The sequence below is a fragment of the Streptococcus sobrinus DSM 20742 = ATCC 33478 genome (genome assembly GCF_000686605.1).
GTDB classification, from domain to species: Bacteria; Bacillota; Bacilli; order Lactobacillales; family Streptococcaceae; genus Streptococcus; species Streptococcus sobrinus.
In genome coordinates, this window is the sequence record NZ_KK365991.1 from 65,324 (window position 1) to 84,613 (window position 19,290).

General features: G+C 41.3%; 22 protein-coding genes, 1 tRNA gene and 4 pseudogenes. 16 read left to right on the forward strand and 11 right to left on the reverse strand.

Annotated features, from left to right (window positions below):
• Window positions 1-47 precede the first annotated feature (47 nt).
• The 4 genes from BS63_RS0110595 to BS63_RS0110610 all read right to left on the reverse strand — a co-directional run bounded on the left by BS63_RS0110595 (window position 48) and on the right by BS63_RS0110610 (window position 2,426).
• Complete coding sequence (locus tag BS63_RS0110595; RefSeq protein WP_002962218.1) at window positions 48-236, reverse strand: hypothetical protein; 189 nt, start codon at window positions 234-236, stop codon at window positions 48-50.
• A 180-nt stretch (window positions 237-416) separates the two neighbouring features.
• On the reverse strand, window positions 417-851 hold the full coding sequence (locus BS63_RS0110600; protein WP_002962220.1) for a hypothetical protein: 435 nt from the start codon (window positions 849-851) through the stop codon (window positions 417-419).
• Between the two features lie 421 nt (window positions 852-1,272).
• Complete coding sequence (locus BS63_RS0110605) at window positions 1,273-2,088, reverse strand: hypothetical protein (protein WP_002962222.1); 816 nt, start codon at window positions 2,086-2,088, stop codon at window positions 1,273-1,275.
• A complete protein-coding gene (locus BS63_RS0110610) occupies window positions 2,088-2,426 on the reverse strand; it encodes a hypothetical protein (protein WP_002962224.1) in 339 nt (112 codons plus the stop codon). The genes BS63_RS0110605 and BS63_RS0110610 overlap by 1 nt, the downstream gene beginning before the upstream one ends.
• 292 nt (window positions 2,427-2,718) lie before the next feature.
• On the opposite strand from BS63_RS0110610, the gene BS63_RS0110615 reads away from it, so the two are divergent.
• From BS63_RS0110615 to BS63_RS0110635, 5 genes are all read left to right on the forward strand, one after another.
• Entirely contained in the window at window positions 2,719-3,159 is a 441-nt protein-coding gene (locus BS63_RS0110615) for a VOC family protein (RefSeq protein ID WP_002962226.1), read from the forward strand.
• A gap of 56 nt (window positions 3,160-3,215) precedes the next feature.
• The gene (locus tag BS63_RS0110620; protein WP_002962227.1) at window positions 3,216-3,602 is read left to right on the forward strand and encodes a VOC family protein; all 387 of its coding nucleotides are present in this window, start codon (window positions 3,216-3,218) and stop codon (window positions 3,600-3,602) included.
• A complete protein-coding gene (locus BS63_RS0110625) occupies window positions 3,599-4,066 on the forward strand; it encodes a GNAT family N-acetyltransferase (protein WP_002962228.1) in 468 nt (155 codons plus the stop codon). The genes BS63_RS0110620 and BS63_RS0110625 overlap by 4 nt, the downstream gene beginning before the upstream one ends.
• A 272-nt stretch (window positions 4,067-4,338) precedes the next feature.
• Window positions 4,339-5,667, forward strand: coding sequence for a sensor histidine kinase (locus BS63_RS0110630; protein WP_002962229.1), 1,329 nt, complete (start codon window positions 4,339-4,341; stop codon window positions 5,665-5,667).
• Entirely contained in the window at window positions 5,664-7,007 is a 1,344-nt protein-coding gene (locus BS63_RS0110635; RefSeq protein ID WP_028798580.1) for a sensor histidine kinase, read from the forward strand. Before BS63_RS0110630 ends, BS63_RS0110635 begins: the two co-directional genes overlap by 4 nt.
• Before the next feature lie 37 nt (window positions 7,008-7,044).
• On the opposite strand, the gene BS63_RS0110640 is transcribed toward BS63_RS0110635, so the two are convergent.
• Window positions 7,045-7,671 carry a Pr6Pr family membrane protein gene (locus BS63_RS0110640; protein ID WP_002962231.1) on the reverse strand — a complete coding sequence of 209 codons (627 nt, stop codon included), beginning with the start codon at window positions 7,669-7,671 and terminating at the stop codon, window positions 7,045-7,047.
• A gap of 134 nt (window positions 7,672-7,805) precedes the next feature.
• Here BS63_RS0110640 and BS63_RS0110645 point away from each other — a divergent pair.
• Window positions 7,806-8,956: pseudogene (locus tag BS63_RS0110645) on the forward strand (Mbeg1-like protein).
• Window positions 8,957-9,131: 175 nt separating this feature from the next.
• Here BS63_RS0110645 and BS63_RS0110650 read toward each other — a convergent pair.
• The 4 genes and pseudogenes from BS63_RS0110650 to BS63_RS0110660 form a co-directional block, all read right to left on the reverse strand.
• On the reverse strand, window positions 9,132-9,884 hold the full coding sequence (locus BS63_RS0110650) for a hypothetical protein (protein WP_002962233.1): 753 nt from the start codon (window positions 9,882-9,884) through the stop codon (window positions 9,132-9,134).
• Between the two features lie 2 nt (window positions 9,885-9,886).
• A pseudogene (locus BS63_RS1000000112445) lies at window positions 9,887-10,077 on the reverse strand (hypothetical protein).
• A gap of 93 nt (window positions 10,078-10,170) precedes the next feature.
• Window positions 10,171-10,419, reverse strand: a complete 249-nt coding sequence (locus BS63_RS0110655) for a DUF3278 domain-containing protein (RefSeq protein WP_019773470.1) — start codon at window positions 10,417-10,419, stop codon at window positions 10,171-10,173.
• Window positions 10,420-10,481: 62 nt separating this feature from the next.
• Window positions 10,482-10,691 carry a helix-turn-helix transcriptional regulator gene (locus BS63_RS0110660; protein WP_002962235.1) on the reverse strand — a complete coding sequence of 70 codons (210 nt, stop codon included), beginning with the start codon at window positions 10,689-10,691 and terminating at the stop codon, window positions 10,482-10,484.
• Between the two features lie 232 nt (window positions 10,692-10,923).
• Here BS63_RS0110660 and BS63_RS0110665 point away from each other — a divergent pair.
• The 3 genes from BS63_RS0110665 to BS63_RS0110675 all read left to right on the forward strand — a co-directional run bounded on the left by BS63_RS0110665 (window position 10,924) and on the right by BS63_RS0110675 (window position 12,431).
• A tRNA-Thr gene (locus tag BS63_RS0110665) sits at window positions 10,924-10,996 on the forward strand.
• 171 nt (window positions 10,997-11,167) lie between these two features.
• Window positions 11,168-11,722, forward strand: coding sequence for a hypothetical protein (locus BS63_RS0110670; RefSeq protein ID WP_019795058.1), 555 nt, complete (start codon window positions 11,168-11,170; stop codon window positions 11,720-11,722).
• A 205-nt stretch (window positions 11,723-11,927) separates the two neighbouring features.
• Window positions 11,928-12,431 (forward strand): hypothetical protein, encoded by a 504-nt coding sequence (locus BS63_RS0110675; RefSeq protein ID WP_002962238.1) that lies wholly within the window; start codon window positions 11,928-11,930, stop codon window positions 12,429-12,431.
• A gap of 182 nt (window positions 12,432-12,613) precedes the next feature.
• On the opposite strand, the gene BS63_RS0110680 is transcribed toward BS63_RS0110675, so the two are convergent.
• Entirely contained in the window at window positions 12,614-13,501 is an 888-nt protein-coding gene (locus BS63_RS0110680; protein ID WP_002962241.1) for a fumarylacetoacetate hydrolase family protein, read from the reverse strand.
• A gap of 141 nt (window positions 13,502-13,642) precedes the next feature.
• On the opposite strand from BS63_RS0110680, the pseudogene BS63_RS1000000111485 reads away from it, so the two are divergent.
• From BS63_RS1000000111485 to pynA, 7 genes and pseudogenes are all read left to right on the forward strand, one after another.
• Window positions 13,643-13,948 (forward strand): annotated as a pseudogene (locus BS63_RS1000000111485) (rhodanese-like domain-containing protein).
• A gap of 260 nt (window positions 13,949-14,208) precedes the next feature.
• Complete coding sequence (locus tag BS63_RS0110690) at window positions 14,209-14,784, forward strand: NADPH-dependent F420 reductase (protein WP_002962243.1); 576 nt, start codon at window positions 14,209-14,211, stop codon at window positions 14,782-14,784.
• Window positions 14,785-14,869: 85 nt separating this feature from the next.
• Window positions 14,870-15,298, forward strand: coding sequence for an Rrf2 family transcriptional regulator (locus tag BS63_RS0110695; protein ID WP_019770683.1), 429 nt, complete (start codon window positions 14,870-14,872; stop codon window positions 15,296-15,298).
• A gap of 123 nt (window positions 15,299-15,421) precedes the next feature.
• Window positions 15,422-16,276: a VOC family protein gene (locus BS63_RS0110700; RefSeq protein WP_002962246.1), complete on the forward strand. Its 855-nt coding sequence runs from the start codon at window positions 15,422-15,424 to the stop codon at window positions 16,274-16,276.
• 264 nt (window positions 16,277-16,540) lie between these two features.
• Window positions 16,541-16,944: pseudogene (locus BS63_RS1000000111490) on the forward strand (GyrI-like domain-containing protein).
• A 192-nt stretch (window positions 16,945-17,136) separates the two neighbouring features.
• A complete protein-coding gene (locus BS63_RS0110715; RefSeq protein ID WP_002962250.1) occupies window positions 17,137-17,913 on the forward strand; it encodes a PhzF family phenazine biosynthesis protein in 777 nt (258 codons plus the stop codon).
• Between the two features lie 183 nt (window positions 17,914-18,096).
• Complete coding sequence (pynA, locus tag BS63_RS0110720; protein WP_019781337.1) at window positions 18,097-18,792, forward strand: pyrimidine 5'-nucleotidase PynA; 696 nt, start codon at window positions 18,097-18,099, stop codon at window positions 18,790-18,792.
• Between the two features lie 208 nt (window positions 18,793-19,000).
• Here pynA and BS63_RS01000000111205 read toward each other — a convergent pair.
• Window positions 19,001-19,290: IS30 family transposase (locus tag BS63_RS01000000111205; protein ID WP_032798629.1), on the reverse strand; the 290-nt coding region annotated here is incomplete at its 5' end.

Here is a 19,290-nt window from a genome sequence, read left to right on the forward strand (position 1 = left end):
ATACAATCGGACGCAAAATAAAATCTCCTCAGCTATAATTTTGAATTTTAATGATTTGGACTGTCATGATTATGGTCAGAACGTTTACGAAGGTGCCCCATTTTGGGCTGGTAGCCTTTAAGTTGGATGAGATAATCCATCGAGAAAGGACAATCGTCAAGCAGAGGTCTCAAGTCTTTTTGGTAGCCAATCCAGCGGTCAAAGGGCAAATCAAAGCCCTGCAAAATAGGGTCCAATTTGGCGGACTTATTGTCAACTCCTCTGTCTATGACAGACCATCCAACACCAGTCCTTCAAGTTGCTCAAGCAGGTTGTGGATAAATTTTAAAGGGCAAAAGCCTCAGCAAGTCTTTTTCTAGCTGGGGCTTTTAAGTTGTAAGAAAAAATCGCCCTGCTGAGCAAGACAATCTTCTTAATTATTGTTGGATGTTTTGGTTAGGAAATTGAGGTTGGTCGAACTTCTTAAGTGAAGTGAGGTAAAGGACACCACCTATAAACTCTGGAATTTCACCAAATATACCAAAGACTATACTTAAGGCTCCGCCCACAATAAGTAGTATATGTGCTGCAAGAGAAACAGTATTGTTTTCGGCCTTTCTGAATTTAACTAAAGCAACAATCCCTAAAATTAATACAATCAGACCTGGGATGGCAGAAATCAAATAAACAGGCAGTTGAGCTGAAAAGATTTCTTGTTGTGTTAGGGTATGGCCTGTCTTTGCTAGTTTGGAACTGACCATAGCTAAGCCGATAATCCGAATAAAAAAGGAAAGAATTGGTCCGATAATCCCAATCAAGCCGTTAGTAAAAGCTAACTTTTTCAAGCCAGCAGTGTTGGTATCGTTATTCATAATAAAACTCCTTTTGTTTTGATACTCCACTAGTTTAGCAAATTTAAACAATATCCGCAATACTTTATTAAAATAATCTTAACTTGTAAAGGTATCTTAATAAAGCATTTGCTTGCTTTTCCCATCTTTTGTAGCAGAGAGACCGTTCTAAGTATTGAGGTCAAGCTGATATTGCTCGACTGGAATACTATTTTTCAAATAGCTAAACCTGAATTTCATAAACATTGTAGATATTAGCTTGACTAGCATCAAAACGGGTCAAGGCTTTGCTACAATACTCTCCTTAAACTGTCTTGACCAAACCATTCGGGACTCTGCTCGATAGAAGTTGTCAAATAAGGTCCAGTTTAAAATCGCTTGGTTCTTAGTTTAGCTAAGTATAAAAAGACCCCAGCCAATTGACTGAGTTACTTAAAAAATTTTAGTGATTGTTCGCATCGGACTCACTTGTTTCTGATTGCGGACTGAATGTTGGTTCAGCTTGCGCCTGGTTGGCAGCAGAATTAGCAAGAGAGTTATCCTGTGGCGATGGCTGTTGAACGGTTTCGTTTGAGAAACCGGCTGCCGGCTCCTGCGGACTAAGTTCTTGCCAAGGAGAAGGATTTCCATTAAAACCATCCACTGGGTTAGAAAAAGTACTATCTTGTTGTAGTGGCTGTTGGACAGGTCCGTTAGAAAAACCATTTGCTGGATTTTGCGGGAACGTTTGATTTACCGGCATTCCAAAGGAATCAAAAGCTGGTGCTGCTTGATCTAATTTTTTAATAGAAGCCAAGAAAAGAGCGCCACCTACGATTGTTAAGATATCAGCAACAATTCCCAAATATGGAATGACATTTATACCAAAAGCTACAATCAGTAGGATTGGGGCTGCTGAAGTAACTCTTGGATCATTTGAAAATTTGCTTATACCAAGGATACCATAAATAAATGTTGCCAAGCGAATGAGTCCAATAATAAAACCAAAAACAACCGCAATCACACCAACTCCGTATGTATACCCATTCTGATAAGCCACACTTTGAACTGCGCTAACAAGCATTCCCCATTTAACAAAGCGCAGAAGCATGGTGATAATACCAGTAACTAGGGCGAGTATGCCAGCTGTTTTAACAAAAGATTTTTCGTTTGACATAAGTAATAACCTCCAATTATATGCTACTAGCCTAACAAATACCAGCCAGAAAAGCAAGCCCCACTGAGCTCCTATAAGATCAATAGGTGCCCCAAAAAACATTATGTCAGGTTTTTCTTGCTTTCTCGAAATGAGAGCCAGCCACTTAGGAGAGCCAGAATATCGGGCAAAAGGTTGATATAGGGACTGAGTAAAAAAGTAATAGCAAGAAGCAATTGGGCCAGACTGGCAAGACTGATTTCATTTCTCAGCTTGAAAAATCCGATAAGACCAAAGATCATAATAACAAAACGGACCAGGGTAAGGAGAATTCCCAAGACCTGCTCACCAGGCAGATTCCAGTGAATCAAGACCAGATAGATAAGGGAGAGGAGAATTCCGATACCTCCACCGATAAGGCCAACCTTACCATTTCTAGCTAACAAGTTCTCTCGTGACATAAGATACTCCTTTATTATGAATTGAGGGCGATGAAAGATTGGTTGAGAATTAGAGAGTAAACTAATTTCTTACCTAGCTAAGCTACCTATTTCCCAATTTTCCTGCCCGAAATTCTATAAGCTTTTAGCCTAGTATAGCAAACCCTCCTAATAAATCAACAGGAACCAGCAAAATAAGAAGGATTGTCTCAAAGGTATTAGTTTTGCTGCCCAAAAATTGTAAACAGTTTGATTGCCCGAATTATTCCTATATAGTACTATGTTATTAAAGTGACATAGAATAGGGAATAAAATGATTAAAGCGATTGAACTTTATTTGGTAACTGATAAAGACGGCCTAGCAGCTGTCGATTTTTATGAAAGGGTCTTTGATGCCAAGATCCTAACGAAGACGACCTTCGGTCAGGCTATTCCTGATTGCCCTGAGGAAAATAAGAACTTGCTCTTAAACGCTCAACTGGATATTGATGGAATTCGTCTGCAGATTTCCGATAATAATCCTGAAGGCTATTATATTGTGGGGAACAATGTCTCGGCCTGTTTGCAAGTAGATGATGTTGACCAAGCTCGTCAGCTCTACGATAAGCTGGCTGTGGACGCTCGCCATATTGAGCTGGAGTTGCAAGAGACACCTTGGAGTCCGGCCTATGGCATTATTGTCGATAAGTTTGGCTTGACCTGGCAAATTAACACAGATATTGAAGGATTTGTCTCAGAGACTGTTAATTTTTAAAAATCTAAGAAATTAGAGCAAAACATTGGAAAAAAGACTATAATAAGAGGTAGACAATGATTAATAAAGAAGTGGGAGTTATGCTCTATGTCGATGATGTGGCTGCTGAACAGAAATTTTGGCAGGCCATCGGCTGTAAGGTTGAAGAAGAAAAGGAAGAAATGGGCTATCAAAGCTTCAGCATGCGACCAACCTCAGATAGTTCGGTTGTCTTTATGGTTTACGCCAAGGAGTTTATCCAAAAGGTTTCACCAGAAGTTTTGAACAATCAGCCCAGCCTTTTATTTGAAAGCGAAGAGTTGCTTATGTTGCATGCAAAAATCGCTGAATTGACCGACAAAATCAGTCCAATCCAGACAGAGCCCTTCCCCAACTTTAACTTTGCCAGTCCTAGCGGAATTATTATGCCGTTAAGGGCGTTTAAAATGGAGGTAGCAAGATGACAATCAGACGGGCGCAAGTGGCAGATATTCCTGCCTTAGAAAAACTTTTGAAAGAGATTCTCTTGGTTCACCATCAAGCGAGACCTGACCTTTTCAGGGCTTCAGGCAAGAAGTTCAGTCGTCAGCAATTAGAGGCTCTTGTGCCCGACGATAGCAAGCCGATTTTTGTCTATGAAGATGAACAGGGGAAGATTCTAGGTCATCTCTTTATCATTATCGAAAACACCGAGGGTAAAAACAGTCAGCCCCACAAAACCCTTTTTATTGACGATCTCTGTGTGGCTAAAGATGCACGGGGTCAGCGTCTCGGCCAGGAACTTTTTGATTTTGCCCGAGACTATGCCAAGGAGCTGGGTTGTTACAACCTGACCCTCCATGTTTGGAATGCTAATGAGGGTGCCCTGAGATTTTACAAACGTCAAGGGCTCAAGGAGCAGTTCACTTCCATGGAAGAAATTCTCTGAGATGTTATTGTTCACTAGTTAACTCTTAATTTAAGGATTAAGACCTTTGAATCTTTGTAAGTTTTTACAGAGATTTTTTAATTGCCGATTTCTGGTAATGGTTCTAGCATTATGAAAATTCTGGTGTAGGATTTTGGAAATTGTGGCGTTTTGAGTCTGAGATTTGTAGGAGACTCCAATACTTTCAGAATCGGATGGCTTTTGAGGTTTTCATGACTCAGCTAATGTGGTAAAATACTTAAGAAAAACTAAGTAAATTTGAAAGGACTAGCATGTCCCTGCCTCTTTTTTCGGTAGCTATTTTTCAACAGTTTATGATTAAGCTACTAATCTGTTCTTCAGAGTGGTCATTTTTCACCTATATGACCGGTATTAGGCCGAAGTTTTATAAGGTTAGCCTTTTGATAGGCTGCCATATTCTTCTCTCAATGCTTTTTGCTCCCTTTATCGGGGAAGTTACGGTTGGGATGCTGGTCTACCTGGCAGTTATTTCTGTTAAGATGACTAAAACCCCCTTCATAGAAAATGTATTCTTTGCCCTCTACCCACCGGTTCTCTATTCAATTCTCTGGAATTTCACTGCAAGAATTCTTTTTCCATTTTTCTTCAATAATTCCTTTCATTATTTGACCCACAATTTTATTTGGGAAATGATTATTATTATTGCGGTCATCCTATTGGAGCGCTTCCTGCGGGAATTTTACCAGATAGACTATATTTCTATGAAAAATAGTGTCTGGCTGGACAATCAGACTCGAAGAAATTTCTGGGTGACTTTTGGGGAAATGGCCAGTTATTATTTCTTCCAACATCTCTTAATCATACTGGATGCCTTGCATGTCAAGAGTATCTTGGGCCTACCGCTATCCGTCGCCTTTATTATTATATCAGTAGTTTACACAGCAATCTTGATGAAGGTTCTGATACTGATTGACTACTTTTCACGCGAATACCTCAAGGATTTGAGGCGCAATGAGCAAAAGCATTATCTAGAAAGCCTAGAATCCTATAGCCAACAAATTGAAGATCTTTACCAATCGGTTCGATCGTTCCGTCATGACTATAACAATATTCTTCTAAGTCTCAAGGGAAGTATTGATAGTGGTGATATCGCTTTGGTAACTAAGGTCTTCAATGAAATTTATCAGGAAGATATAGCTGATTTAGACTCCAAGAACCGTCAGGCCAAACTGATTAATATCATGGTACCTGAAATCAAATCCTTTCTCTTTGTCAAGATAGGTGAATTTGAACAGAAACATTATCGCCTAATTTTATCCATTCCCGAGATAATTAGAGATTGTGGAACTCCAAGTTCAGCAGGGCTGACGATCCTTTCAGAGATGTTTGACCGGATAGAACCTTGGTTTGAAAAGAACCCATCGGCTGTTTTAAATGTGAGAATTGTTGAAGAAGCAGGGCTGCAATCATATGGTTTAGAATTCACGCCCTACTCTGCAGAAGATATGAAAAAGCTGGCCGATTTGTCAACAGATAGTCAAAAGGTGCTCAATTATTATCACACGCTCAGCTTTACTCAAGGTGAGCATGATCAGACCTTCTATCAAGAATTGCATGTTAGAAGGGAGGAAGAATCATGATTTTTATCAGTTACTTACTTTTTGGTTGGACCCTTTTTGGGGCCGGCTGGTATGTTTATACTTGGATTAGTAAGCTTAGTCTTCCTCTGAAAAAGCTGCTTCCCGCCTCTTTAATTTCGGCTCTGATTATTTGTGTCAACCTAGTTTCAGGGACGATTGTGGATGTTGTTCATCTCTTACTTATCGGCTTCATTTTCTTTAAATTTGAGCCCAAGCGTAAGCTCGTCTTCTATGCCTTTTACACGACAATTGCACTGGAATTCCTACTCAGCCTTTCCTACTATATTGTTTTTAGAGCTGACCCCAACCAGATAAACTTAGGCGAATACCCTCTCTATAAGCTCTTAGTAGCTAATCTCTTGGTTATTCCTGAGTATTGGGTGGTGCATACGGTTTTCAATTTGAACTTCAAGTCTATTACCGAAAGTAATAATAAAAGGACTAAGAATTTTTTGGTTGAGATCTCGGTAGCCCTCATCGTTTCCTATCTTATTTTGCACGTCATCTACCTCCTAAGTGATATCCATGACAACTCAACTATTAATTGGCTGACAGCCAATCGCAATAAGGTAGTTTTTGTTGGAGTGACGGTCTTTTGCTGGTTCCTCTTTGGCTTTAACCGTTGGGTTCGCAGGACCTTGAAACAGGATATCGAATATGACAGGGAGCTCCACATTGCAAATCTGGAAACTTATAACCACCGAGTGGAGGCCCTCTATGATGAATTGTCTACTTTTAAACGTAATTACCAATTTGCCTTAGAAAGGTTAGCTAAGAGTATTGCCAGCCAGGATATGGACAAAATCAAGACGACCTATGAGCAAATCCTTGGGAATGCTGACCAGGCCCAACAGATCAGTCGCTCTAAGAATAGTGATATTGGGAAACTGTCGGCCATTCAGGTTTCTCCGATTAAGAGTATGTTATCGGCTAAGATTGTACAGGCCCAGGAAGCAGGGATTCAGGTAACCATTGAAGTACCAGATCAGATTGAGCAAATTCCAATGAAAATTATTGATTTAGTAACCATTATTGGAATTTTAAGTGATAATGCTATTGAGTCTGCTAAAGAATCTGAGGAAAAAGCTATCAGCGTTGCCTACTTTATGGTTGATAATCAACAGTTCTTCGTCATTGAAAATTCAACTAGGGAAGACCAGGTTCCAATCAGTCACATTTTTGAAGATGGCTTCTCATCAAAGGGCACCAACCGTGGTATCGGTCTAGCCAATGTCGAAAGAATAATTGCCGAATACGCCAATGTCAGCCTGTCCACTAGGTCGGCAGATTATTCCTTCCGTCAAACCTTGGCTATGGTTGAAGAACCAGCCAATCAATAAAAGAAAAGCCTTGGCTTCAGAAAGGAGCCAAGACTTTTTATGCTTTTTTAGGTCCTACAAATTTTTTAAGAAGAAGGAGCAGGTAACCCAGCAGGATGTAAAAGAGGGTTAAAACCAAGATATAGGTTAGGACGTAGGGCCAACCTTCCTTGGGAACGTTGAGAAAGAAGTAGGGAAAGGGGCTGACGCTGGAGCCAGGGATGGGCCACTTAATCAAAAGGCCATTAAAGAGAGACCAGATACAGTAGAAGATGGGCATAATGATCCAACGAATGGGGTCCAGCAGCTTGTAGACCTCTCGTCTATCAAAGATAATAGTATCAAGAATCATACCCAGAGGAGCGATATAGTGGACCAAAAAATTGCGAATATTCCAGTAATCGCCTGCTGAAGCCTTAGGTGCCAACATAAAATGGTAGACCAAAAAAGTTAAGGTGATGACTAGGGTTGTACTCCCCTTAATTCTAAGCAGTAGAGGATGCTGGTTGATGGAACCTCCCTTGGCCTCCAAGTAGATGTGGTAGAAGTGACTGACAAAGACAAGGATGTTGGAAAGAACTGTATAGTAGAGCAACATGCCAAGGCCACTCTGGCTAAGTTGCATGCTAACGCCAAGAAGGCCACAGAGAGCAAAAATAAGACGATAAATTTGTGTCAGGGACATAAATGTCGAACTCCTAAGTTTAATAGTTTTTCTTATATTACCATAGTTATGGGCTTTCGCCTAGACCGATTTCCCGGTTTTTTGCAATCGTTTAAATTATGCTATACTGAGACTAAGAGATGAGGGAAATAGACATGCCAACTTTTTTAGATTATGCTAAAGTTTACGGTCAAAAATCATTTACGGAACAGGTCCTAAACAGCATTGATTTAGCTATTTTCAATGAATTAGGTTATCTACCGTTGGGTCAAGGGCAAGCCCTAGTTCAGCCTATTAGTCTGCAAGAGCTTAAAGAGGATTTTCTAGCAGCGGTCAGACGCTCACCTATTCCTTCTCCATTACCAAGGAGCGCATTGCCCTATTGGAAACGGTTTTGGCAGCACCGCGCTACCAAGGAATCAGCCTGGCTTCCTATATCAATGATGTTGATCCGGAATTCGAGAAGCAGTTTGCGGCTATGGTGATTGAGCTACCTTCTATCAACCACCATCAAGTTATCTTCCGAGGAACCGACGAAACCTTCATCGGTTGGAAGGAAGATTTTAAGATGACCTATTTGGATGGGATTCCAGCTCAGCGCCAAGCCCTAGTCTATCTGAGAAAGATTCTGGAAGCTAGTCCTTTTACTTATACGGTAACTGGCCACTCCAAGGGGGGAAATCTGGCCCTCTATGCGGCATCATGTTTGTCCGAAGGTTTGCAGGCTAAGATTGACCAGCTAGTCCTCTTTGATGCGCCCGGTCTGCATGACCGTATTTTGGCGAGTCCCGGCTATCAAAGGATTAGCGGGAAGGTTCTCTGTCTTCGTCCCAAGGACTCCATTGTTGGTAGTGTGCTAAAAAACGACATTCCCAGCTATTTTATTGAAAGTAAAGCTATTGGTACCTTCCAGCACAATATCGCCAGTTGGGAGGTGGAAGGAAAAGACTGGAAGTTTGCCTCTGGTCAATCTGAGCTCAGTCGCGCCATGGAATTCACCTTTGGTCAGTGGACCCAAGAGCTTTCCCAAAAGGAGCTAAAAACCATCTTTGATACTGTCTTTGACCTTTTCTTGGAAAATGACGTAGACACCCTGGATGAACTCCAGGCCGATGTTTTAAGGAGTGCCAGGACCATCATGGCAGCCTTCTCACAACTGCCTGCTGACAAGCGACAGTTACTCAGTAAGTCAGCCATCAGTCTCTTGAGCATTTTTATCAAATCGAGGATCCAACAAGTTAGTCCCCCTAGTCTGGATCACGTTTCGGACAAAATAAAAGGCCTTTTTGGGCCAATGGAAAAATAATGTTTTAGAGCAAAAAGCAATATTGTGAAACAATGGAAAAGAAAGTCCGCCTCAGGAGATACCAAAGCTCCAATAAGTTTCTAAGCCAGTAATGGGCAGCATTAAGCTGACTATACATCGAAAATAAAGCAAGCCATCTACTAAAAATAAGTAGGTGGGTTGTTTTATCTTAGGCTTATTTTTTGCGAATGGAGATTGCGTCTCCGTTAAGGAAGCAGAGAACGATTGTCGCAATAATGCTAATAACAAAATTATCCATGAGGAATTTCAGGGGATGATGGAAGGCTTGTTCTGGATTTTTAGTCAGAAAAAGGGCAATGAAGAGCATAACCAAATATATAACTGGCAATAATTTAACCGATTCCATAATGCGACTTGATTTGCTAGGCTCTTGGAACTTCTGGTCCGATTCTTCATCATTTTCAGGAGTCTCAACCTTTATGTTCTTTTTCATTAGGGAGTAGAAGGGAAAACCAGTCAAGCTTGCAAAGAATAGGAAAAATAATAGGCTACTTAAAAAGGACTGGTTTCTTAAGAGGCTATAAGCCAAAATCATAAAGGGCGTGAAAATTGCTGATATACTTGCACCAAAGACGATAGCGCCTAACTTTAATTGTTTCAGTGTAGATTGGTAGACATCATCGGCGACATAAAGTTTATCCATTTGGAATCGTCTAAGCTTTTTTACCTTTTGCCTTTCTAGTCTGAGTTGAAAGAAAGACTGCACCATATAAGTTGCTAGAAAGCCGATAGCTGAAACTGAGGGCCACTTGAAGAGCAAGATAAAAAATAGCAAATTTGGCAGGGCTGAAATCAACTTGCATAATCGGTAAGCTTTACCATCGTATTCATTGTAAATCTGTTTTTGCAGTTCATCGTAGCCAGATTCCAGGGTCACGCTATTTTTAAGATTATTCCAGTAATTCATTTTTAATCTTCCTTTTTGATGATTGTTCTTTTGGGTTTGAGGGTAAGGTACATCAAGGCCACCAAACTAAGCCAGAGATAATGCTTGTGATAATGTGCTTAGGGCTAAAAATAATGCTCCAGTAGTCCTTGCCGTTTTCACTAAGAGGTATGATTAAGTACATAAGTAAAGTAAATAATAATATACCGAACATAGCGTTTTTTCTAAATTTTTTCGCTTGCTTATCGTAGTCTGCCTGATTTTCATATATGGTGTCTTCCCGAAAATCGACGGCCTTTCTAGATTGTCAAATAATATAGAGCGGTAGAATAAAGACGAAGATAAGTAGGTTAACAATGAACATGGTCCAGGCCGCAATTCTAGTATTTATAGAGACTAGAATCAAAAATAGCAGGTTTGCGAAAACATAAAAAGCGTAAAGTAGCATTAGTGCTTGGCTATTGATGCGATTGAGCTCGCTTTTTCGATATTCGTCTAAGGTACGAATGCCGTAAAATCTCTTAAGACAACGAGTCCAAAAATTTTCTTTTTTCATGACTTTGTTTCCTTTCATACTAGTTGAAAAACAGGCTTGCAGGAGTGGCTGCAAGGGATGGTCTAGTTATTTTGCGATTGGTTTCGACTTTGCCAAAAGAGAGTGTTGAGGTCGGTACCTAAAGTCTCTGCTAGCTTGATGCAGAGTTCCAGCGAAGGATTGTACTTGCCGTTTTCAATCAGGTTGACGGTTTGTCTGGCGACCCCGATTTCCTTGGCTAGGGCTAACTGGGACAGTTTTTTGCCCTGGCGAAATTCTTTGACGCGATTCATGAATACTCCTAAATGTCATATATATGTTACATATACCAGTATAACAAAAATTGAAAATGTGTCAATTATATATGACAAATCTTTAGAAAACTGGAAAGGCTTGTTAATAGCGAATTATAAGGTGGAGAGTTCAAGATGATAGCACTTTGAAGTCATTCCTATTATTTTAAGAAAAAACTAAGGTTAAATTCTTGACAGATTTGGGACAAATTGGTAAACTATAAAAGTAATCGCCGATTTAGCTCAGTAGGTAGAGCAACGCACTCGTAACGCGTAGGTCGTAGGTTCAATTCCTGCAATCGGCATTCTTCATAGACAAGTGGTGGCACAGCATAGCGGTGTCACCTTTTTTGAAGAAAAGGAAAAGTTTATGATGAATAGGAAAGACAAAAAAGCTAAGGCTAAGACTGGCTTTTTGACATGGGCGCTGGTAAAGGTTGGCATTACGGTAATGCTTATTACCTCTGGCCTAATTTATGGAAAAAAAGAATCGTTATATTATTGGTTGGTCAATGGGGTTACAAATTGCTAGCACTGCCTTAATGATTCCGGCTATTTTATTTACTATGGGGCTAATGTTTTCTCCCTCCTTCAGGGAAGCTATCGGAAACGGTCTCAATCATCTTTTAGGGCTGAATCAACAAGGTGGCTTTGGCGATGATTGGGATAATTTTTTCAAAATCATTTGGCTATTTTATATGACTGTTATCTTTGTCATTTTCCTTTTGGTCCTCAATTTAATTAGTAACATCATCAGCCTTGCAGCGGTTTTTACTTGGTCTCGTTATATTGGGAACCTTATTGTATATACCTTAAGTTGGTTTCTAGAAATCGTAGCTTTCATTGGGATGGCTTGTTGGATTTTTGTACCTGACGGCTCCTATAAGCCACTCTTTGCGACAATGTTAATACTAATAATGATTGCCAAGGTCAATGAGCTCTTGAGTATGATTTCCCTCTTTTCACAAGCTGGTAAAGAATTGGGAAAATCAACCCCAATTAATTTGTCTGAGCCAAGCAGCCTAGGTTAGTTGTATAGAAGAACTATTAGCAGGAGTGACTTACTAATAGTTATGAATCTGGAGTCATCTAATGTGACTTGTGAAGTTCATCGTTATCACTTTTCTTATTTTATTCTCTAAACGAATGAAACAGGAAATCAAAATCTAGTCTTCGACAGCAGACCTTAGAAGAATCAACCGACCTTTCAAAAGTTAGTAGAAGGAGGACTTTAAGATGTCTAAACCATTTTTCCAACCAACCGACGTGTTGCTAACGAATTATATGGATAATCGGCCCGAACAAACGAGTCGGAAATTAGTGAAAGTTGCTTTGGCTCTGCAATTTTTAGCCATGCTGGTCATACTCATTTGGGGAGCTACCTTGTCTTCACATCTGGGAAAAGACTCCTATTCTAATGAGGAGATGGCAGGTGTCGTAACAACTATGGCCTTAGCCTTCCCTTTTGTCCTTGCAGGAGCGGCTGCTATCCTTACGCCGGCAATATTTTCTTTGATGGCAGCCTTATCGCTTGACAAGAGAGTGGTACTAAAGACTTTACTCATGTTAGTCGGCTTTTCAGATCTCATCCTCTTCTTGCTAGCAATGGCCTTTTTGCTGAAAGCCGATGCTGAAGGTTACTTGGCACTACTGGCTTTTGAGCTCCTAGCTAAAGCGATATCCCTGCCCATACTTATTCTTGCTATTATCCGATTGAAAAGTCGGAGAATTTTTCCATGAGGAATAAGAAGATTTTCCTCTTGGGAAGTAATCAGTATTGCAGCCACTATTAACTTATGTCTTCAATGGACCTAGGCCAGATAGGCTGAATTATCTAAAGGCAGGAAAATAACCATCAGTCAGTGCTGATGGTTATTTGGTATCTAAAAAATTGGCGAATATTTTGTCTTAATATCTGACTACTATTTTTCATATGTGAGGGTATTTTCGAGAGTTCCTATTCCGTCAATAGTGATAGTTATGCTATCATCTTGTTTCAGCCAATCTAACTGGTTGAGATTGTGGCCCATAATGACGCCGGCAGGCGTACCGGTGAAAATTAGGTCACCAGGTTCAAGTGTTAGATATTGTGAGAGGTAACTGACTATCTCTTGAGGGCTGAAAAGCATATCTGTCAGCATTGCCTCTTGGACGATTCGACCATTGATTTTAGTAGATAAATGAGTTTGGCTCAAATCTAGCTGATCTCTAGTCACCAGATTTGGTCCGATAGGAGCAGAGCCATCTAGAGATTTCCCTAAAATCCATTGACTGGTTTGTAACTGTAATTTACGGGAACTAAAATCATTGCCGATAGTATACCCAAAAATGGCTTGAGAACCTTGTTCAGGACTGAGATGTTTGGTTTCCTTGCCAATGACAATAACCAGCTCTCCTTCGTAGTCGTATTCCAAATCTTTATCCGGCACGATAATAGGAGATTTATGGCTATTAAGACTATTGGAGAGTTTGGCAAAAATTTCTGGAACCTTGGGCTGATCCATTTTTGTTTCGGTGATATGATTCCTATAGTTGAGACCAACGGCTAAAATTTTATTTGGCCGTCTGACAGGAGGATAGAAAGAAAGGTTATCTATTCCGTCCAGCCAAAATCGGCTGTCAATCTCAGTCAAGTCAGATTCTAAGAGAAATTGTAGGCCCTTATAGACTTTGCTGTCGAAGAGACTTTCCATGGTAAAATGTGCCACCTGCTCAACTTCAGCGAAGTAGGAGGTCAGCTTGAGCCAGCCGTTTTCTGTTTGGACAACTAGTTCAGGCTTCTGGTCAATGTCAATCATACTCAGTTTCATAGTGAACTCCTCTCTGTCATATATGAAGACGGTTTATTTCCTGACTTAATTATAACAAATCTGAATCTCATCACTTGATTAAAGTTAAATTTACATGGATTTTGGTACAATAAATGTTGAGAAAATTAGGAGGGGTGAATAATGGTTAAAGAAATTCAGGTTAAAGAATTGGCGGCAAAAATACGGCGTGGCTAGTCAAAGGTCCTAGTCCTAGATGTGCGTGAGGCAGAAGAGTATAAAGAAGGCCATATTCCAGGATCTATTAACCTTCCCCTGAGCCAGTTAGCCAGTCGTTATCAGGAATTGGATAAGGCGGGCCATTACTATATTGTCTGCCAGTCAGGAGGTCGCTCGGCCTAAGCCTGTACTTTCTTAGATGACAAGGGATACATCGTCACCAATGTCGCTGGTGGTACTGCAGCTTGGTTGGACCGCTTGGAGATGTAAGGACGCAGGACTGGACCTACAATAGATAAATAAATCTGCATCTTAATTAGGTGTAGATTTTTTATAGAACCAGAGGGGCGAATTAAGAAGTGTAGAAAGTCCTGTTTCTTTCATAGGTGCTCTTGCCAATTTGAAAAAATTGTCCTTTTTCTGAGCATTAAAGTTGATATTGTATAAATAACAAGGTATACTATCCTTATAAGCTGTTAAAAATAAAGAAACAGCTGGTAGAGATTAATTTTTAAAATAGGAGAAAAACTATGGCAAACGTAACAATTTTTGGTAAAGGTAATATGGGAACAGCTATCGCATCTGTTTTTGAAAGAGCTGGAAATACCGTCAACTTCTCAACAACGGAAGAACCTGCGACTAGCTTTGGCGACATCATCGTTTTGGCTGTGCCTTACCCAGCTCTTGAAGGCATCGCAGCGGCAAACCAGGAGAATTTTGCTGGTAAAATTGTCATTGATATTACCAACCCCGTTAACTTCCAAACCTTTGATGAATTGATTGTTCCAGCAGATTCTTCAGCAGCAGCTCAACTGCAAGCAGCTATGCCAGGTGCAAAGGTTGTTAAAGGTTTCAACACAACCTTCGGTGCAACCTTGACGAGCGGTAAAGTTGCTGGTAGCCAACCAACAACTGTCCTTTTGGCTTCTGACCATGCGGATGCTAAGGAAGCTATTATGGAAGCCCTCAAGGGTGGCGATGTTCAAGCTATTGATGCCGGCAGTCTCAAGCGGGCACGTGAATTGGAAGCCATGGGCTTCTTGCAAATTAGTCTGGCAGCCCAAGAGAAGATTGCTTGGACCGGTGGATTTGGTATCTTTAAATAAGGACGATCGCCTTCATTCAGATTTGCCATTTATTCTGGTATAAGCTATAGTAATAATAACGAAGGATTAAATGGAGTGATGATCTATGAAACAATCTCATAAGTTGAGTGATGCCCTGCATATTTTAAGTTATATTGCTCTCAATCAGGAGGAGATGACCAAGATTTCCAGTCAGACTATTGCGGATTCAGTCGGCACCAACCCCGGCTTGGTTCGTCGGCTTATGTCCAATCTCAGCAAGGCAGGCCTGTTGCTGACCAAGGTTGGAACAGCCAAACCGCAATTGGCTAAAGAGCCTAAGGATATCTCATTTTATGATGTTTTTGAGGCAGTAGAGGGCGACGGCTTGCTCAAAGTTGATGAAGGCACCAATCCTAACTGTGCCATTGGTAACAGTGTTCCTAGAGTCTTGCCTGGCTTTTACCAGAGAATAACCCAGGCTGCCTTTAATGAAATGAGGGCTATTAGTCTGCAGGACATGTTGGATGAGCTTGAAGCAAGTTTGAAAGTCTAGGCTATCTGAAGAATCACTAGAAAATAGTGAGAGGTTGGAGTTTGGCTTCCAGCCTCTTGTTTATAAGTATAAGTTACTAACTAGTGATTTAACCAGATGAACTATTTCAAAAAGAGGAGTATTATGTACAATTATCAATCAAGAATTCGATTAGGCCGAGTGGTTTTAAATGTAGTCAACTTGGATTTACAAACAAGGTTCTACCAACAGGTCTTAGGTCTGAGCATTTTGGAGCAGGGTCAAGCATGGGTTGAATTAGGGATTAAGGAAAGCGAGCTGAACCTGATTCGTTTGGAAGAAGTGCCAGCTAGCGAGGTTGTAACCTATGGTCTCTACCACTTTGCTATCTTGCTGCCTAGTCGGGCAGATTTGGGTGATTTTCTCCGACATAGCTTGGTTAATCAGGTTCCCCTGCAAGGGGCTAGCGACCATGGTTACAGTGAGGCTATTTACCTCAATGATACCGAAGGCAACGGTATTGAAATCTACCGGGACAAGCCTGTATCTGACTGGGACATTCAAAATGGTAAGATTCTCGGTGTCACCGAGGTCATGGATGGCGACGGAGTCTTAGCTTCAGCCCATGGCGAATATAGGGGTTACCAAATGCCAGCTGGAACCAAGATGGGCCATTTTCACTATAGTGTAAATAACGCTGCTAAGCTCTCGGCTTTTTATCGTTATCTCTTTGATATTAAGGAAAACCAAGCCTTTTCGACAGCCAGTTGGATTGCGGATGGGGGTTATCACCATCATTTTGCCTTTAATCATTGGGCGGGAGCAGGTCTAGCAAAGCGAAGTCAAGGTGACCCTGGTCTCAATCATGTTCAGATCCTGGTCAGCGAATCATCCTACCTAAAATTTGTTGCAGAGCGGGCTCTAGCCCTCAAGGCTCTGGTTGAATCCAATCATCAGAGCTTAGTCATTGAAGATCCAGTCGGTAATCGGATGGTGGTGGAACTGGAGAAAATGCAGTAATCATTGTATAATGGAATCTATCTCAGAATAAGGAATCGGACAAAATTTTGTCAGCAAGTTGCTGAAAATATGATTTAGTAAAAAGCAGAAGGTCCTAGACCAACTCGAAAGTAAAAGAGGTAAGTAAGCGTAGATGGACAAAAGCATCTAGGAGACTTCGTATTTTCCACAGAATCATAGGTATGTTCAAGAGCAAGGAGTTTAAAGTTGGAATTACTATCGAAGATAAGCCCAGTCTTTTGCTGGCGGGCATCCTTCTAGAAAATGTCTCTAAATAAGGACTGTCCAGCAGCTTGGGAGCAACTTTTTCAAAATTATAACGTGCAGGCCTTGGAAGAGTTGGGAAATGGACAGGCTTATGGAGTCTGTCTTAATCTGCCGGGGCAAGGGGGCATTAACTATTTAGCTGGCTATCAAGTTCATGATCGAGCCAAGGCTGAGGAGCTAGGTTTGACGGTCATGGAGGTTACTTCAGCCAAGTATGCCATTCTACCTATTTCGGGTCCTGTCCCTGATTCGATTCGTCAGGGCTTTCAAAAAGCCTGGCAGGAATTTTTCCCGAGGTCTATTTATCGTCATGCAGAAGGTCCCGACTTGGAAGTTTATTCCAAGCAGAATCTATCCGTTCCCAATTTCAGATGGAGCTCTGGTTCCCAGTGACTAAATAGGGGTAACTGTGGATTAGCTGGTAAAGTCTGAGGATTTAATTTGTAAGTTGCGCTGATGGCTCGGGTTGAAGCCTGCTAAGCTTGTCTTGCTACTAGTAGGTTAGATGGGGTAGCACTCGCTCGCAGTTGCCTTGTATCCTCAAGGAACTTTGCTATAATAGTAGGCGTTAAGTGGGCGAGGAGGTCCTGTACATGATAAAACAGTATGTTGTTGATGCTTTTACAGATGAAATCTTACATGGTAATCCTGCTGCAGTCTGTGTCTTGGAGGATTGGCTATCTGAAGGGCTCATGCAAGACATTGCCAAAGAAAATCGTCTGTCAGAAACAGCCTTTGTTGTCAAAGAGGAGGCAGGCTATCAGCTGCGCTGGTTTACTCCAGGTGGAGAAATTGATCTCTGCGGCCATGCCACTCTGGCAACAGCCTTCGTCCTTTTGAATTACTATGAAAAGGATGTTGAAGAGGTTAGTTTTCAAACCCTGAGTGGTCAACTTGATGTAGCCAGAAAAGGCGACCTCTATGAAATGACCTTTCCGGCCTATCCTTTGAAGAAAATTGCTGTGACAGACGAGATGGAAGCGGTTTTGGGTGTTCGCCCTCAAGAGGCCTGGCTGGCGAGGGATTTAGTCTGTTTGCTGCCATCAGAAAAAGATGTGCGTGAGCTAAGGCCTGATTTGGAACTAGCCCAGGACCTTCCTGGCCTTTTGTTGCATGCTACGGCAGGCGGAAAAGATTATGACAGTGTGACCAGAAGTTTCGCCCCCAAGCTAGCTATTGATGAGGACCCTGTCTGTGGGTCCGGCCATTGTCATACCTGCGTCCTCTGGGCGGAGAAATTAGGCAAGAAGGAGCTCAAGGCCTGCCAAGCTTCCGAGCGTGGCGGAGAACTTTATTGTCGGGTCCAAGGTGATAAGGTCCTGTTGGCTGGCAAGGCCGTCCTCTTCTCGGTGGCTGAATTACGTATTTGAGTTAAGTCTCTCAAACATTTAAAAAGTGGCTAATTTTATAGTGAGGCTTGCTGAAGCTAAATTTCCCATGCTTATGTTATGATAAGGCTTAGTAAGTTCATGAAGAGCCCTATTGTTTATAATTTAGCCACTCAGGTAGACTGCACCAAGCGGGCTCTCTACTTCATAGAAAGGAAACTGGCTGTGTCTTATAAATTTTTACTTTTCGACCTTGACCACACCCTCTTAGATTTTGAAGCGGCGGAAGAGGTTGCTCTAACGCAGCTCCTGCAAGCAGAAGGGGTGGAAGATGTCGAAGGCTATAAATCCTACTATAAACCCATGAATCAGCAACTTTGGCGGGATTTGGAGGCTAAGAAAATCTCAAAGTCCCAATTGGTCAATAGCCGATTTGCTCTTCTGTTTGAGCATTTTGGGAAGACTGTTGATGGGCCAACCTATGCTGAAAAATATCAGTCCTTCCTGATGCATCAAGGTCAGATCTTTGCCGGAGCTAAGGAGCTTTTGGCCGAATTAAAGGTCTCAGGCTATGAGATCTATGCTGCTACCAACGGCATTACCCGTATTCAAGAAGGCCGTCTCGAGGCCTCAGACATCAAGCCTTATTTCAAGCGGGTCTTTATTTCTGAACAGACGGGTTATCAAAAACCAGACAAGGAATTTTTCCAAATTGTGGCCAAGCAGATTCCTGGATTTGATAAGGAGCAGACTCTTTTTATTGGCGATAGTCTGACAGCTGATATTCAAGGTGGCAACAATGCTGGTTGGGATACGGTTTGGTACAATCCCGCAAATAAGAAAAATACTAGTTCTGCAAGACCAACCTACACCGTAAACTCTTACTCGGAACTCTTACAACTGCTTCATGGACAGGTTTAAGCCAATCATCACTACTGGAAAGGTAGTGATTTTTTTCGTCGGCCTTAGGCTTTAGACGACTTTTTGTCCTGATTGCACTTGTCCAAGCCGCCATTTTGACAAAGAGTTGAATTTAGTCCAAAGGCCAGTGGCCTATGCTTAAATTTTTGACAAAAATAATGCTGAGTTTATCTTTTTATGAGATAAATTGCAAGAATAAGTGCAACATTTACTTGAACTCATCCTCTAGAGCTTCACTAGCAGTTCTGTAAGCTAAACATTTTCGTGGTCGGTGATTGATATCATATAAAGCCTTATTCAAAACCTCATCAGAGATAGCGGCTAAATCTGTTTTCTTTGGGAAATATTCTCTTAGTAAGCCATTTGCGTTTTCATTGCTTCCTCTCTGCCAAGATGAATAGGCGTCCGCAAAGAAAAAGGAAATTCCTAAATTCTCTACCAGAGGATAGCAGGCAAACTCTTTTCCTCTGTCTGAAGTGAAGGTTTTAAGAGCCTCTT